The following is a 15,820-nucleotide window of genomic DNA, read 5'->3' on the forward strand; positions in this document are numbered from 1 at the left end:
GCGCTAGCGCGGCGGCAGCGAGGCGCGCTCCAGCCGACGCGAAAATGCCTCCAACCCCTCGGCGGAGGGATCCAGCGAACGGGCCATGCCGAGCGCGCGCCGTGCCATCTGCAGGTCGCCGGCGCCCACGCGTTCGTCGCCCACCGCGATCCAGCGCAGCGCCAGCTGGCGACGGGACGCCTGCACGCTGTTCTCCTCACCTTCCAGCACGGCGTAGGCATCCAGGCATCCGCCTGCGGTGGCCAGTTGGTTGCGCCGCAGGGCCGTCACGAAGCACGCGTGCGCCGCGGGGCGCAGGCGTCGCGTCATCGCGATCACGTCCGGGTCATCGGCTGCGATCGCGCGGGCGGTGCGCAGCTTGTCGTAGGCGCTGTCGCCGGGCGGCGAGAGCAGGTCGCCGCGCGCCTCGGCAGCCGCGGCGGCCTTGAGCAGTTCGCGCACGCGCTTCTTCCGTTGCACCGGCGGCAGGCCACTTTCCAGTCGCGCCTGCAGCAAACGGGTCTGCGCCAGGTGCTCGTTGGCCTCGATCACCGCCGGAGCGTCCGGCGCGATGGCCGCGGCGGCGCCCAGCTCCTGTTGCGCTTCGCGGATCCGGAAATCGGCAGCGTGGCGCTGGCTCAGCGACGCGTGGGCATTGGCGACCCGCAAGCGACCGCGCGCGGCCGCCTCGTTGCCGGGCTGGATCGCGGCGACCATGTCGTAGCCCTCAAGCGCACGCTCCAGGCGCCCCCGCCGCAGGTCCGCGTCGGCTTTCTGCAGGCGCTGGTCGACCCGACCGGCCAACAGGGAGACCACGCGCGGCAGGTCGATATGGCCCGGGTCCAGCTCGCTTGCGCGCTCCACCATGGTCGCGGCAGCGAGCAGATCGCCGGCCTCGCCAGCCTGGCTCGCCCTCTGCAGCAGGTCCGACAGCGCATCCTCGCGCCCTTCCAGGGCACCCACGTCATTGGGCCGCAAGCCCAGCGCCTTCTGGTAGAGCGGGAGCGCCGCGTCACCGTCGCCGTCGAGCCGGCCCGCGGCGCGCGCGGCATCGGCGCGACGCACCAGTCGCTCGACGTCAACGGCGCTGTCGCGGGTGCGCTCCAGCCGGGTGGCGATTTCGTCGATGGCCGCCCGCGGCATGGCCAGTTCGCGTGCCAGTTGCAGCGAGGCGCGCGCGTCATCCAGCCTGCCGGCCTCGATTTGCGCTTCGGCACGAGCAAGCGCCACCTCGCCGACCTGCAGCAATCCGTCGCGGGTGTCGCCGCGATCCGGATCCAACGCCAGCGCGGCCTCGTAGAGCTCGCGGGCACCGCGGCCGTCAGACCGGCTCAGCTCGCCGGCCTGCAATGCACGGGCGGCGTCCGATTGCAGCTGCTGGATGCGGGTATCGGGCCAGATCGCCTCCGAGATCGGCTTGTGCCACCACAACAAAGCCGCGGCGAGGAGAGCGCCCAGGGCCAGCGAGCCCCATCGCCGCGCGCCACGGTCGCGCGGGTCAGCAGCGGCGCGCATGCTCCACTCCCGGCACGGCGCCCAGCTTGCCCAGCAGCTGCGTCAGCTGGTCGAAATCCTCGACCTTGACGCGCATGCGGATGCGCATCCGGTTGTGCTGCGAATCGCTGCGGATGCCGCCCATGTTGACGTTGGCCTGGGCGACGACGTTGGTCACTTCCTTGAGCAGCCACTTGCGGTCCACCGCCAGCACTTCGATGTCGACCTCGTAGCCGCCGCTGGCGCCCCACTCCACCGTGAGCACCCGGTCGGGATCCTTGTCGGCCAGACGTTGCAGCGTCGCGCAGCCTTGCCGGTGGACTGTCACCCCGCGCCCCCGGGTCAAGTAACCGGCGATCGGCTCCCCGGGCAGGGGCTGGCAGCAGCGCGCGGGCTGCACCAGCAGGTTGCCCAGGCCCTGCACCGTGAAGTCGCGCTGCTTGCCGGCCGATCGCCGCCGCGGGCGCTCCGGCGCGGGCGCGGCTCCGGTCGCTGCGGGAGCGCTCTGCGCGCGCTGATGATCCTGCAGCAAGCGGCCGACCTGATGCGGCCCAACGTCGCCGAGCGCCACCAGGACATACAGCTCACCGTCGCTGGCCAGGCTGAAACGCTCGCGCGCCGGCGCCAGGTCCGCACCCAGCAGGCCCATCCGGCGCAGTTCCTTGTCCAGCAACTCCCTGCCGGCGGTTTCGTTGCGCTCCCGGTCCAGGCGGTGGAACCAGTTGCGGACCCTCTCGCGCGAGCGGCTGCTGGCGAGGAAACCGTTGGCTTCGATCAGCCAGTCGCGCCGCGGCTCGCCCGTCTTGGCGGTCATGATCTCGACCCGGTCCCCGCTGTGCAAGCGGTGGTCCAGCGGCACGATCCGCCCGTCCACCTTCGCGCCACGGCAGCGGTGGCCGACCTCGGTATGCACCCGGTAGGCGAAATCCAGCGGGGTGGAGCCGGCCGGCAGGTCGATCACCTCGCCCTTGGGCGTCAGCACGTAGACGCGGTCCTCGACCAGCTCGGTGTCCAGCTCGCGGGCCAGCGCCGCATCGTCGCCAGCGCCCTCATCGGCCTGCTCCAGCAGCTTGCGCATCCAGGCGATCTTGCGGTCAAACGCCGCATCGCCGCCCGAACCCTCCTTGTAGCGCCAGTGCGCGGCCACGCCCAGTTCGGCCTGGCGGTGCATCTCCACGGTGCGGATCTGCACTTCCAGGGTCTTGCCTTCCGGCCCGATCACCGCCGTATGCAGGGAGCGGTAATCGTTGCGCTTGGGCCGGGCGATGTAGTCGTCGAACTCGCTGGGGATCGGCGTCCAAGTGGCGTGCACGACGCCCAGCGCGGCGTAACAGGCCGCCACGTCGTCCACCAGGATGCGCACCGCGCGCAGGTCGTAGAGTTCGCTGATCGGCGCCTGTTTGCGCTGCATCTTCTTCCAGATGCTGTAGATGTGCTTGGGCCGGCCGGCGATGTCGGCCGCAAGACCCTGCGCGTCCAGCGCCTCGCGCAGGGTCTGCTGGACCTGCTCGATGTAGCGCTCGCGGTCGCCGCGCTTCTCGTCCAGCAGGCGGGCGATCTGGCGGTAGGTATCGGGATGCAGGTAGCGGAAGGCGAGGTCCTCCAGCTCCCATTTCAGCTGCCAGATACCCAGCCGGTTGGCCAGTGGTGCGTGGATGTCGCGGGCCAGGGTCGCCAGCACGAGGCGGCGCTCCTCCGGCAGGCTGGCGGCCTGCTGCATCCGCGCCAGCTGGCGTGCCAGCAGGATCGGCACCACCCGCATGTCGCGGACGATCGCCAGCAACAGCCGGCGCAGGCCCTCGCTGCCACTGCGGCCCTGCTGCTCGGCGTGCAGGACCCACACCTGGGCGGAGGCGCGCTGGCCGTCCAGCAGGGTCGCGATGGATGGGTGTTCGGCCTCGAACTTCGGCCCCAGCGCGGCCAGCAACTGCGGGTAGGTGTGCAGGATCGCGGCGGCCAGGCTGTCGCTGTCGGCGTCCAGACGCTGCAACGCGCGCAACATGCCGCGGACGACGTCCGCCGGATCGCGCGGGTCTTCGGCGACGGCGGGCGATGTATCCGTTGCGTCCCGCAGGCGCTCCAGCAACGGCGCGGCAATGGCATCCGCCGGAGCCACGTCGAGCAGCGCGCGCAACGCATCGACCGGGCCGGCGTGCGGCCCTATGGCTGCCGTCGGACCGGCGGTGGCCGGGGAGGAGCGCGCGGGCGGCTTCATTGCAGTGTTTCGTATCGACCTGGAGGACTGACTACACTATCGACCAACCGTCTGCAGGAACAGCCCATGTACGCCATCCCCCGCGCGCCACGCCGTCTGCTTCCCCTGGTTTTCGCCACCGCGATGTTGATGGCCTCCGCCGCCATGGCGCAGGAACCGGCGCGCATCGAGCAGCAGATGACGCCCGAGCAGTTCCGCGCGGCCGGCCTGGACCGGCTGGACCCCGCGCAACTGGCCAACCTCAACGACTGGCTGAATCGCACCATGGACATCGAGGTGACCAAGGCCGCCAAAGCCGCCGAGGAGAAGGTCAACCGCTGGAACCTCGGATTTGGCGGCAGCGCCGCGCGCGAGCCGGTGGCGGCGCGGCTGAAGGGCGTGTTCAACGGGTTTGGCAAGGGGCGCAGCTTCGCCCTCGACAATGGCCAGGTCTGGCGCCAGACCGACGATTCCACCCTGTACGGCGTGAAGCTCGACAACCCGCAGATCCGGATCACCCCGAGCCTGGTCGGCACCGCCTGGTACATGCAGGTCGAGGGCTACGGCAGCCGGGCCAAGGTCGAGCGCGTCGAGTAAGCCTCACCCGCGCAGCCGGGCCAGCTGCGCGGCCAGTTTCTTGGCCGAGACGCCGCGTGTGCCCAGTTCCTGGGCGAACAGCGACACCCGCAACTCCTCCAGCTGCCAGCGCAGCGCCTGCCATCCGGATTGCTCCAGGTCACCCCGCGCGGCAGCCTCCGCCAGCGCATCGCTGAACGGCGTCAGCTCCAGCATTCGTGCCTGGTCGCGGGTGGGATCGCGCAGCGCGCGCTCGCCGCGCAAGGCCAGCGCCTTGAGGTAGCGCGGGTACTCCTTGAGCACGTCGGCCGGCACGTCGCGCAGGAAACCCGCCGGCGTCAGCGCGGCCAGTTGCGCGCGCATGTCGTCGAGATTGCCGCTGGCCCATCCCATCAGCGACGACTCCAGGCTGGCGCGGGCGTGCGAGACCGCGGTCAGGATCTCCTCGGCCTGCTGCAGGCGCCCCATGGCCTCGCCGAACAGGGCCTTGGCGACCTCGGCACGACGTGCCTCGAATGCCGCCGGATCGCGGATGCCGGCGACATCGTTGGCCACCAGGGCGGCGAAGGCGCCATCGACGAGATCCGCGCGCAGACGATCGCCTTCCGGCGGCGCCTGCGTGCGCGGGGCGGCGGCCTCGATCGCGGCGTACAGCAATCCCACCTTGGCCGACACCGGCAGCTGCTTGCGCGCCTGCTTGCGCGCATCACCCAGGGTCAGCCACAGAAGCCTGCGGACGCCGCCGGGATGCGCGCGATCGGCCTTCGCGCGGTCCGCGTGGACCTGCAGGGAGGCACTGTCGCCGTCATCGTGCAGCGCCGGGAACGCCGGCATCCCCGCGACCCCCGGAACGCTGGCCGGGATCGGCTCGTCGGGAAAGCGCACCAGGCCGCGCTGGCCCATGCCCTTGGCTGCGCGTGCGGCAAAGGCCCTGGCCGCGCGCTCGCCGAAGCGCGCACGAAGCTCCTGCAGGTCGCGCGACTCGGCCAGCACCACGTCGGCACCGCGCTGGCGCTCGTCCGCAGCGTCCAAAAGGCGCAGGTTGACGCGCAGGTGCGGCTCAAGGACCGACTCGTCGAGTTCACCGGCCTCAAGCGCGCTGCCGGTGACCTTGCCAAGGAAGCGCGCGAGCACCTCCGTCATCGGCGCGCCCTCTGGGTCGGGAAACGCTTCATGGAAGGCGCGGGCAAAATCCGGCGCGGGCACGTAGTTGCGCCGCTGCGCCTTGGGCAGGGCCCGGATCAGCGCGGTGGCCTTGTCTTCCACCAGCCCCGGCACCAGCCATCCCAAGCGCACCGGGTCCAACGCATTGAGCAGGTGCAGCGGCACTGACACGGTCATCCCGTCGTCGAGCGCGCCCGGCTCGAAGCGGTAGCTGACCGCCAATTGCACGCTGCCCAGCGCAATGGATGACGGGAAGCGGCGACCGTCGGTGCTGTCGCCGACCATCAGGTCATCCAGCGTCCACTCCAGCGCGGCTTTCTGCGGGGCGGGCAGGCGGGCGTACCAGGCATCCAGTGCCTGCGCGTTGTGGACATCGGGGGGCAGGCGCTGCAGGTACCACTCGGCCATCCACGCCTCATCGACCACCAGCCCGGCGCGACGCTGCTTGGCTTCCTCCTCCAGCGCCTTCTCCAGGGTGGCCAGGTTGCGTTGCAGGAACACGCTGCGGGTGTTGATCTCGCCGGTCACCAGGGCGTCGCGGGCGAAGATCACCCGACTCTCCTCCGGGTAGAGGGCTCCGTAATGAACCGGCCGCTTGGGTGCGAGCACCAGGCCGAACAGGCTGACCTGCTCGCTGCCCAGCACCTTGCCCTGCGAGCGCGCCCAGCGCGGATCGTGATGGCGGCGCGCAAGCAGGTGCGGCAATTCCTCAATGACCCAGTCCGGCTCGATCGCGGCGTTGGTCATCGCCCACAACTGGGCCGTATCCAGCAGCGTCGCCGACAACACCCACGGCGTCGGTCGCCGTGCCAGCGCCGATCCGGGAAACAGCTGGAAGCGGCGGCCGCGCGGGCCTTCGTAACCACCGGATTTGCGATCAACGACCTTGCGCTCGCCCGGCTTGGGCGTCGCCGCAGGCTGTGGCGCGTCGGCCGGTTTGATGCGGTGACCGATCTGGGTTGGCAGGCCGGCGATGAGGGCTCGGTGCAAGAGCGCATAGGCGCCCCGGCCCAGGCGTTCCGCTTCACCCTCAACTGTCGGCGCCACCTGGCCGTCACCAGCCGCTACCGGCTGATCAACCGGCGGGCGGCCGCCGCGGCGACGTCGCCTCGCGCGTGGCGCCGAAGTGGACGCTGGCACCGCGGTCTTGTCGTTGCGTCCGGTGCCGCCGGCGGCGACGGCCGACGCGCCCGGATCCCAGCCCAGTTCGACCGCCATCAACTTCAGCTGGCGGTGCAGTTCGCGCCATTCGCGCATGCGCAGGAAGCCGAGGAAGTGCTTCTCGCACCAGCGTCGGAGCTGCGACTGGGTGGACGCCTCATGCGCGTCCTGGTAGGCGTCCCAGAGCTTGAGGATGCCGGCGAACTCGGACGCCGGATCGGCGAACAGCGCATGCGCGGTGTCCGCCGCCGCGCGCTGGTCGGCCGGGCGCTCGCGCGGGTCCTGGATGCCCAGGAAGGAGGCAATCGCGAGCATCTCGCGCATGCAGCCGTGGGCGTTGGCGGCCACCAGCATCCGCGCCAGCTTCACGTCCACCGGCATGCGCGACATCAGCCGGCCGATCGCGGTCAGCTTGCGCTTCTCATCGACCGCGCCCAGCTCGGCCAGTTGCTGCCAGCCGTCGGCAATCGCGCGGGTATCGGGTGGCTCCAGGAACGGGAACTGCTCGATGTCGCCCAGGCCCAGCGACAGCATGCGCAGGATCACGCCGGCCAGCGCGGCGCGGTGGATCTCCGGGTCGGTGTATTCCGGGCGCGACTCGAAGTCCGCCTCGCTGTAGAGCCGGTAGCAGATGCCGTCCGACACCCGCCCGCAACGACCCTTGCGCTGGTTGGCGCTGGCCTGGCTGATCGGCTCGATGTGCAGCCGGTCCAGTTTGCTGCGCGGGCTGTAGCGCTTGACCCTTGCCAGCCCCGGATCGACCACGTAGCCGATCCGCGGCACGGTCAGCGAGGTCTCGGCGACGTTGGTGGCCAGCACGATCCGGCGCTGGGTGCCGGGCTTGAACACCCGGTCCTGGTCGCGCACCGACAGCCGCGCGTACAGCGGCAGCACCTCGGTGTGGCGGTATTTGCGCGCCTCCAGCGCCCGGTGGGCGTCGCGGATCTCGCGCTCGCCGGGCAGGAAGACCAGCACGTCGCCGCGCGGATCCTCGCGGCTGATCTCATCGCAGGCGGCGACAATGCCGTCATTGATCGTGCGCTCGCCGTCGCCCGCCGCGGCACCATCCCCGGTCTCGCCGCCGCCTTCCAGCGGACGGTAACGCACCGCCACCGGATAGCCGCGGCCTTCGACATCGACCACCGGCGCGTTGTCGAAATGCGCCGAGAAGCGCGCGGTGTCGATCGTCGCCGAGGTCACGATGACCTTCAGGTCCGGCCGCTTGCGCAGCAGCTGCTTGAGATACCCCAGCAGGAAGTCGATGTTGAGGCTGCGCTCATGCGCCTCGTCGATCAGGATCGTGTCGTAGCGCGACAGCCAGCGATCCGACTGGATCTCCGCCAGCAGGATGCCGTCGGTCATGAACTTGATCGCGGTGTCGTCGCCGACGTTCTCGCTGAAGCGGACCTGGAAGCCGACAGTGGTCCCCAGCGGCGTGTTGAGTTCTTCGGCGACGCGCTTGGCCACCGCGCGCGCGGCAATCCGTCGCGGCTGGGTGCACCCGATCATGCCCGCCGCCCCGCGCCCTGCCGCCAGACACAGCTTGGGCAACTGGGTGGTCTTGCCCGAGCCCGTCTCGCCGGCGACCACGATTACCTGGTGTTTGCCGATCAGCTCGACGATGCGCTCGGCCTGGCCGGCAATCGGCAGAGACGGGTCGACCGGTGCGCGCGGCAGGGTTGCAGCCCGCGCCTCGCGGCGGGCGATCGAGTCCTTCAGCGCATCCTCAAAACGCGCCTGCAGCGCCGCATCGGCCGGGGCATTGCGCCAGCGCGACCACAGGCCGTGCAAGCGCCCGCGATCCCGGGTCAGCGCGGCGTCGATGTTGCGACGCGCGGCATCGAGCCCTGCGGCCGCCGGGCTGCGGGGTCGTGACGCGGCGTTGCCATGGGAGTTGCTAGGGTTCATCGGGTTGATTCAAAGAAACAGCACAGTGGGGTGTCACGCGACGCGCCATTGTCATCGCACTGATCGATCAAAGGAGAACCTCAGTGGCCAAGTCCGCACCGGTTGCAACGAAGAAGACCCCCGATTCCGCCATCAAGGCCAAGAGCGCGAGCAAGCGGCCCAGTCCGGTCGCATCCCCGGCGAAGGGCTCAGGCGCCCCACCGGTGGATATCGGGATGAGCAGCACCGATCGCAAGAACGTCGCCGACGGCCTGTCCCACTTCCTCGCCGACGCCTACACGCTGTACCTGAAGACGCACAACTTCCACTGGAACGTCACCGGTCCGATGTTCAACACCTTGCACGTGATGTTCGAGACCCAGTACTCCGAGCAGTGGGTGGCGCTGGACGAGATCGCCGAGCGCATCCGCGCGCTGGGCTTCAATGCACCGGGTTCCTACGCCGAGTTCACCAAGCTCTCCTCGATCCGCGAGGAACCCGGCTTGGCCGATACCGCCGACTGGCGCGAGATGGTACGCCAGCTCACCGTCGGCAACGAGGCGGTCTGCCGCACGGCACGCTCGGTGCTCTCCACCGCCGATGACGCCAGCGACGATCCGACCGTCGATCTGCTGACCCAGCGCCTGCATACCCACGAGAAGTACGCCTGGATGCTGCGCTCGCTGCTGCAGTAGGCGCAGCACTGGAAGACCAGCCCCTGGCCGCACTGGAAGCGTCCGGGGGCATTTTTTATGGTTTCTTCCCTCATCGGGGAGGAAAGTGCGGCACCTGCTGGGTGGCCTGAGCGGCTGGGCACCGGGAGTGGATGCCCTTGGTGCGAATGTCCCCCGGCACCGATGAGGCCGGTGCCTCCTCCTTTATTTCGCGCCAAGGGCATCCACTCCCGTCTTTGAAGCATCGCGATGGTTCCCGGCGCTGCCGACACCTGCGTGTGTGGCCTGCAGACCTTCGGGGCGAAATAAAGGAGGAGGCACCGCCGCAGGCGGGGCCGGAGGACATTCGCCCCGAAGGTCTGCAGGCCGCGCTCGAGCGGTCAGCGCGAGACTGCCACTTGCTACCCTGTGCGCCATGAACGACGCCGCCCTCGACCTGCTCCGCACCACCTTTGGACACCCCGATTTCCGCGGCGAGCAGGCCGCGATCATTGACTGCCTGGTCAAGGGCGACGACGCCCTGGTGCTGATGCCGACCGGCGGCGGCAAGTCGCTGTGCTACCAGCTGCCGGCGATGCTGCGCGAGGGCTGCGGGATCGTGGTCTCGCCGCTGATAGCGCTGATGCAGGACCAGGTCGAAGCGCTGCTCCAGCTCGGCGTGCGCGCCGCCTACCTCAACTCGACCCTGGACGCGGCCACCGCTGCCGACGTGGAGCGTCGCTTGCTCGACGGCGAGTTGGACCTGCTCTACGTCGCTCCCGAGCGCTTGCTGTCAGGGCGCTGCATGAACCTGATCGACCGCGCCCATGCCGGCGGCGGCATCGCCCTGTTCGCCATTGATGAGGCGCATTGCGTCTCCCAGTGGGGGCACGATTTCCGCCGCGAGTACCGCGAGCTGACCGTGCTCCACGAGCGCTGGCCCGACGTGCCGCGCATCGCCCTGACCGCCACCGCCGACGAGCCGACCCGGTTGGAGATCGCCGAGCGCCTGGCGCTCGAGGATGCACGCCAGTTCGTCAGCTCCTTCGACCGTCCCAACATCCGCTACCGGGTGGCGCAGAAGGATGGCAGCGGCCAGCGCGCCCTACTCGACTTCCTTGCCGGCCACCGCGGCGAGAGCGGCATCGTCTATGCCTTCTCGCGCAAGCGCGTGGAGAAAACCGCCGAACTGCTGTGCGAGGCCGGCGTCAACGCGCTCGCCTACCACGCCGGAATGCCGACCGAGGTCCGTGCGGCCAACCAGCGCCGCTTCCTGCAGGAGGACGGCATCGTGATGGTCGCCACGATCGCCTTCGGCATGGGCATCGACAAGCCGGACGTGCGCTTCGTCGCCCACGTCGACCTGCCAAAGTCGGTCGAGGGCTACTACCAGGAGACCGGCCGCGCCGGTCGCGATGGCGAGCCCGCCGAGGCCTGGCTCAATTACGGGCTGGGCGACGTGGTCAACCTGAGCATGCTGATCAAGCAGGGCGATGCCAGCGAGGAGCGCAAGCTGCTGGAGCTGCGCAAGCTCGACGCGCTGCTGGGCTACTGCGAGTCCACCCAGTGCCGGCGACAGGCCCTGCTGGGCTGGTTCGCCGAGGAGCATCCCGGCAACTGCGGCAATTGCGACAACTGCCTGCAGCCGCCGGAAAGCTGGGACGGCACCGAGGTCGCGCGCAAGGCGCTGTCGTGCGTGTTCCGCACTGGCCAGCGGTTCGGCGCGGGGCACGTCATCGATGTGCTGCGCGGCGTGCCAACCGACAAGGTCGCCCAGCACGGCCACGAGAAACTGAGCACCTGGGGCATCGGCACCCATCTGGACACGCGCCAGTGGAGCAGCGTGTTCCGCCAGCTGGTCGCATCCGGCCTGCTGGCGGCCAATCACGAGCGCCACGGCGCCCTGTACCTGACCAGCAAGGCCGGCCCTGTGCTGAAGGGCGAACAGACCCTGCGCCTGCGCCGCGATGCGCCCAAGCCGGCCGGCCGACGCGGACGCACGGGCTCCGCGCCGCCGCCGATGGACCTGGCGCCCGAGGCGGCCAGCCGTTTCCGCTCCCTGCGCGGCTGGCGCGCGGAACTGGCGAAAGAACAGAACGTGCCTGCGTACGTCATCTTCCACGACGCGACCCTGCGCGAGATCGCGGAAAGCGACCCGGCCGACCTGGAGGAGCTGGGCCGTATCGCCGGTATCGGCACCAGCAAGCTGGAGCGTTACGGCGAGGCGGTGCTGCAGCAACTATTGGACTGCGACGTGGCCTGAGGACGGGCCGCGCGAGATGCGTCCGCGTCGACCTCTGAAATGGTGGGCCGTGATGGATTCGAACCATCGACCAGCGGATTAAAAGTCCGATGCTCTACCGACTGAGCTAACGGCCCACAGTCCCGGCGTTGCGCCGGGGGCGTGAATTCTAACGCAAGTACGCGGAGCTGTGCGGCGACACCGGATCCGAAAGTGAATCCTTGGCGCTGCGCTTCAGACGTAGCGTGTCGGGTCGGCGATGCCCGCAGCGGCAAACCCGTCCGCGCGCAGGCGGCACGCGTCGCAGTGGCCACACGCGCGGCCGGCATCATCGGCCAGGTAACACGACACGGTGGCGGCGAAATCAACTCCCAGCCGCACGCCCTCGCGGGCAATGTCCGCCTTGCTGAGGTGCTGCAGCGGCGCGTGCACGCGGATACCGACGCCTTCCACGCCGGTTTTGGTCGCAAGATTGGCGAGCCGCTCGAACGCGCTGATGAACTCGGGGCGGCAATCCGGATAGCCCGAATAGTCCACTGCGTTGACCCCGCAGAACAGGTCGGCCGAACCCAGAACCTCCGCCCAGCCCAGCGCCACCGAGAGCATGATGGTGTTGCGCGCCGGCACGTAGGTCACCGGAATGGCCTCGTCGCCCGCGACCTCGTCCAGCGGCACGTCGATGTCGTCGGTCAGCGCCGACCCGCCGATGCTGCGCAGATCGATGCGCACGGTCTTGTGGGCGATCGCCCCCTGCTGTGCCGCCACGCGCGCCGCGGCCTCGAGCTCCGACGTATGGCGCTGACCGTAGTCCACGCTCAGCGCGTACGGCGCGAAGCCCTGCTCGCGCGCCATGGCGATGACCACCGCCGAGTCCATGCCGCCGGAGACCAGGACCACCGCTTTTTTCTTGTCCGATGACCCGTGCATGTCAGCGCCCCGGCTCGTCATCCCAGAGGATCTTGTGCAACTGGAGCTGGAAGCGGACCGGCAGCCGGTCGGCGACGATCCAGTCCGCCAGATCGCGCGCACTGACCTGGTTGAAGCTGGGCGAGAACATGACGTCGCAAATCGCGGTCAATCCATGCTCCTCGACCACGCCGCGCGCCCAGTCGTAGTCCTCGCGCGAGCAGATCACGAACTTGACCTGGTCGTTGGCCGTCAGCTCGCCGATGTTGCTCCACAGGTTGCGCGCGACCTCCGCGGATCCGGGCGTCTTCAGGTCAAGCACGCGGGACACGCGTGTATCGACCGGACCAATGTCGATCGAGCCGGAGGTTTCCAGTGACACCTCGTAACCGGCATCGCACAGGCGCTTCAGCAGTCCGATGCAACGCTTCTGCGCGAGTGGTTCACCGCCGGTGACACAGACGTGGCGCACGCCATGCCGCGCAACCTCGGCCAGGATCGCGTCGGACTCCCACCACTGCCCGCCATGAAACGCATACGCGGTGTCGCAGTATTGGCAGCGCAGCGGGCAACCGGTCAGGCGCACGAACACGGTCGGCCAGCCGATGCTGCGCGACTCGCCCTGCAGGGACAGGAAAATCTCGGTCAGGCGCAGGCGGTCGGGCGCGGCCACGCCCGGTTCTGAAGCAACAGGATTCATGCGCCCATTTTAGCCGACCCGGCGGGCCGGCGGGCCGGCTTGCCTAGCGCAGGCGACCGAGCTGGATCGCGCCGAGCCGATCGGTGGCGATGCGCGCCGCGTCGCTGCCGGCAAATCGTGTCGTGACTTCGGTCAGGGTGCGCTCGGCAGCTCCCTCATCACCCTGCCCCTGCTGGGCCAGGCCGACCTTCAGCAATGCACCGGGCGCCTTGTCGTGGGTCGGATAGCGATCCAGCAGGGTCTTGAACTGGGTCACGGCCAACTTGTAGTTCTGGGTGACGTAGTAGCTCTCGCCCAGCCAGTACAGCGCGTTGGGCGCGTAGACACCTTCCGGATAGTGACCCAGGAAGGAGTGGAACAGGCGCGCGGACTCGGCGTATTCGCCGTTCTTCAACGCGTTGAAAGCGGTTTCGTAGGCCTCGCGCTCGTCGGCACCCATCGCCAGCGTCCCGGCATCGCCGTGCACACTGGGGGCCCGCTCGGCGACAGGCTTTGCGGGCGTTGTTGATGGTGCACCGGAGCCGACCGCCGCCGCAGGCCGCGGTGCCGCGCCGCCGCCTTCCAGTTCCTCCAGGCGCTGGTCCATATCCAGGAACTGCGCGCGACTGTTGTCCTTGAGTTGCCCCAGCGAGTGATTGAGCTCCTCGACCTGGGAGCGCAACGACGTGACCTCCTCCTTGAGCATGTTCACCTGCCGCAGCAGGTCGACGGTCGCATCATTGTTGCCGGCCTGCTGTTCCAGCACGCCGACCCGTTCGGCCAGGCTCATGCGCTGGGCAGAAGCAGGTGCGGCGGCCACCAGGGCCGCCGCTGCAATGAGCGATGTCGCAATTGCAATGGACAATTTGCGCATCATCATCGGACCCTTTTACTTGGCGGTGTAGATGATCTCGACGCGACGGTTCTTGGCCCAGCAATCTTCGTTGGACGCCGTGCACACCGGACGCTCTTCACCGTAGCTGACCACGTTCTGCTGGCCGCCCGAACCACCGTTGGCCTGGATCGCGGAGGAGACCGAGTTGCCGCGGCGCTCGCCCAGGCCCATGTTGTACTCGCGGCTGCCGCGCTCGTCGGCGTGGCCTTCCAGGGTCATGCGCGAGGACGGACGATCACGAAGGTACTTGGCGTGGCAACCGACCAGTGCCTGGAACTCCGGACGCAGGGCGTCGCGGTCCAGGTCGAAGTAGACCACCCGCTGGCGCAGGCAGGAGTCGGTGTCCAGGTCGTTGGGACCGTACACGCCGGCAGCGGTGCCCGGGGTGGTCTGCGCACCGGGAGCGGTGGTACCGGTATCGACCGGCGGCGCTTCCTTGACCTTCTTGGAGCAGCCGATGGCGGCGGCGCAGAGCAGCGCGACCATCAGGACACGGGTGGTGTTGTTCATTGTTGTTTCCTCGTCTTGGCGAAATGGAAGGGTGGAACGACGGATTGGAGCAACGGGCAGGAACGGTGCAACAGGTGCTGCGACGCCAGCGACGTCCTCTGATCAGGAGGACCTCACTGTGGTTTTCGGTATGGACCCCAGGCCGGCTCACGCACATCGCCATCGGCCAGCACCAGGCGCTGACGCACCCGGCCATCGGACGACACCGCGTACAGCACGCCCCGTGTGCCTTCCCGCGCAGCATAAATGATCATCGCGCCATTAGGTGCGAAATCCGGCGACTCATCCAGCGAGCCCGGCGAGAGCGTGCTCCAGCGCGGCGAACCCAGGCTGGAATCGGCCATGGCGATGCGGTAGGTGTTGCCTGCGCCCTGCGCGGTGGCGAGCTTCTTGCCGTCAAAGGACAGCGAGGGACTCGCGTTGTAGCTGCCCTGGAACGTCACCCGGCTGGCACTGCCGCCTCCGGCAGACACCTTGTAGATCTGCGGATTGCCACCGCGGTCGGAAGTGAAATAGATCTCGCTGCCGTCCGCGCTCCACTCCGGCTCGGTGTCGATGCCAAAGTGGTTGGTCAGCTGGTTCAGTGCCTTGCTGCCCAGATCCATCACGTAGATTTCCGGGTTGCCGCTGCGCGACAGGGTGAGCGCCAACCGGCGGCCATCCGGGGAGAAGGCCGGAGCACTGTTGATGCCGCGGAACTTGGACACCACCTCGCGGCTGCCGGTGCTGATGTTCTGGATGTAGATCGCCGAGTTGCCGCTCTCGAAGCTGACGTAGGCCAGGCGGTTGCCGTCCGGGCTCCAGCTGGGCGAGAGCAGCGGTTCGGGTGAGCTGACCACGGTCTGCGGGTTGTAGCCGTCCGAGTCGGCGACCATCAGCGAGTAGCTGGTGGAACGGCCCAGGCCCTTGGCGGTGATGTAGGCAATGCGGGTGAAGAATGCGCCCGGCACGCCAAGGATCTTCTCGTAGACGGCATCGGCGATCTGGTGCGACACGTCGCGCATCGCAGTGCCGCGCGCGGTCATCGCAAAGCCGAGCAGGCGCTGCTGGCTGGCGACGTCGAACAGTTCGTACTCCACCCGGTAGCCGCCGCTGGCGTCCACCACGCGGCCGACCAGCAGGTAGTCCTGGTTGAGCGCGCGCCAGGTCGGGTAATTGACCTCGCTGCCGCGGGTCGGACGCTCGACCAGGTCGGCCTCGCGCAGGGTACGGAACTGGCCCGACCGGTTGAGGTCGGCGGCGATCACGGCTGCCACGTCGGTTTCCGGCGCGGTGCCACTGCCCTGATAGGGCATCGGCACGATGGCGATGGGCAAGGCCGACGCGCTGCCGCCGACGATATCGAGCTCCAGGCCGCGCTGCTGCGCCATCGTTGAGAAAGGCAGCACGAGCAGGAAAGCCAGGATCGCGAACAGCGCGGGCAGTCTTGGGGTGATTCGTTTCATTCGGCAAGTCCCGTGGTGAGGCAGAAGGTGTACCA

The 15,820-nt window shown here is 69.0% G+C and carries 11 protein-coding genes and 1 tRNA gene; 3 read left to right on the top strand and 9 right to left on the bottom strand.

What is annotated here, in order from left to right; all coding sequences use genetic code 11:
- Positions 1 to 3: 3 nt before the first annotated feature.
- Positions 4 to 1,494, bottom strand: coding sequence for a hypothetical protein (locus INQ40_RS10595; protein ID WP_194340398.1), 1,491 nt, complete (start codon positions 1,492 to 1,494; stop codon positions 4 to 6).
- Positions 1,478 to 3,688: a bifunctional (p)ppGpp synthetase/guanosine-3',5'-bis(diphosphate) 3'-pyrophosphohydrolase gene (locus tag INQ40_RS10600; protein WP_194340399.1), complete on the bottom strand. Its 2,211-nt coding sequence runs from the start codon at positions 3,686 to 3,688 to the stop codon at positions 1,478 to 1,480. Before INQ40_RS10600 ends, INQ40_RS10595 begins: the two co-directional genes overlap by 17 nt.
- A 66-nt stretch (positions 3,689 to 3,754) precedes the next feature.
- Here INQ40_RS10600 and INQ40_RS10605 point away from each other — a divergent pair, with 66 nt between their 5' ends.
- Positions 3,755 to 4,264, top strand: a complete 510-nt coding sequence (locus INQ40_RS10605) for a hypothetical protein (protein WP_194340400.1) — start codon at positions 3,755 to 3,757, stop codon at positions 4,262 to 4,264.
- Positions 4,265 to 4,267: 3 nt separating this feature from the next.
- Here INQ40_RS10605 and hrpA read toward each other — a convergent pair whose 3' ends face one another.
- The gene (gene hrpA, locus INQ40_RS10610; RefSeq protein ID WP_194340401.1) at positions 4,268 to 8,476 is read right to left on the bottom strand and encodes an ATP-dependent RNA helicase HrpA; all 4,209 of its coding nucleotides are present in this window, start codon (positions 8,474 to 8,476) and stop codon (positions 4,268 to 4,270) included.
- A gap of 131 nt (positions 8,477 to 8,607) precedes the next feature.
- Here hrpA and INQ40_RS10615 point away from each other — a divergent pair, with 131 nt between their 5' ends.
- Together INQ40_RS10615 and recQ are read left to right on the top strand one after the other, a co-directional pair.
- Positions 8,608 to 9,150, top strand: a complete 543-nt coding sequence (locus tag INQ40_RS10615; RefSeq protein ID WP_305059709.1) for a Dps family protein — start codon at positions 8,608 to 8,610, stop codon at positions 9,148 to 9,150.
- A gap of 394 nt (positions 9,151 to 9,544) precedes the next feature.
- Entirely contained in the window at positions 9,545 to 11,371 is a 1,827-nt protein-coding gene (gene recQ / locus INQ40_RS10620; protein WP_194340402.1) for a DNA helicase RecQ, read from the top strand.
- 40 nt (positions 11,372 to 11,411) lie between these two features.
- Here the strand turns inward: recQ and INQ40_RS10625 are convergent.
- The 6 genes from INQ40_RS10625 to tolB form a co-directional block, all read right to left on the bottom strand.
- A tRNA-Lys gene (locus INQ40_RS10625) sits at positions 11,412 to 11,487 on the bottom strand.
- Positions 11,488 to 11,584: 97 nt separating this feature from the next.
- The gene (gene queC / locus INQ40_RS10630; protein ID WP_228482000.1) at positions 11,585 to 12,277 is read right to left on the bottom strand and encodes a 7-cyano-7-deazaguanine synthase QueC; all 693 of its coding nucleotides are present in this window, start codon (positions 12,275 to 12,277) and stop codon (positions 11,585 to 11,587) included.
- Position 12,278: 1 nt separating this feature from the next.
- The gene (gene queE, locus INQ40_RS10635) at positions 12,279 to 12,929 is read right to left on the bottom strand and encodes a 7-carboxy-7-deazaguanine synthase QueE (protein WP_228482001.1); all 651 of its coding nucleotides are present in this window, start codon (positions 12,927 to 12,929) and stop codon (positions 12,279 to 12,281) included.
- A 70-nt stretch (positions 12,930 to 12,999) separates the two neighbouring features.
- Entirely contained in the window at positions 13,000 to 13,725 is a 726-nt protein-coding gene (gene ybgF / locus INQ40_RS10640) for a tol-pal system protein YbgF (protein ID WP_228482206.1), read from the bottom strand.
- A 99-nt stretch (positions 13,726 to 13,824) separates the two neighbouring features.
- Complete coding sequence (pal, locus tag INQ40_RS10645; protein ID WP_193984408.1) at positions 13,825 to 14,340, bottom strand: peptidoglycan-associated lipoprotein Pal; 516 nt, start codon at positions 14,338 to 14,340, stop codon at positions 13,825 to 13,827.
- Positions 14,341 to 14,453: 113 nt separating this feature from the next.
- The gene (gene tolB / locus INQ40_RS10650; protein WP_193984410.1) at positions 14,454 to 15,785 is read right to left on the bottom strand and encodes a Tol-Pal system beta propeller repeat protein TolB; all 1,332 of its coding nucleotides are present in this window, start codon (positions 15,783 to 15,785) and stop codon (positions 14,454 to 14,456) included.
- Between the last annotated feature and the right edge of the window lie 35 nt (positions 15,786 to 15,820).

It is taken from the genome of Lysobacter sp. H21R4 (assembly GCF_015277535.1).
Classification (GTDB): domain Bacteria; phylum Pseudomonadota; class Gammaproteobacteria; order Xanthomonadales; family Xanthomonadaceae; genus Novilysobacter; species Novilysobacter ciconiae.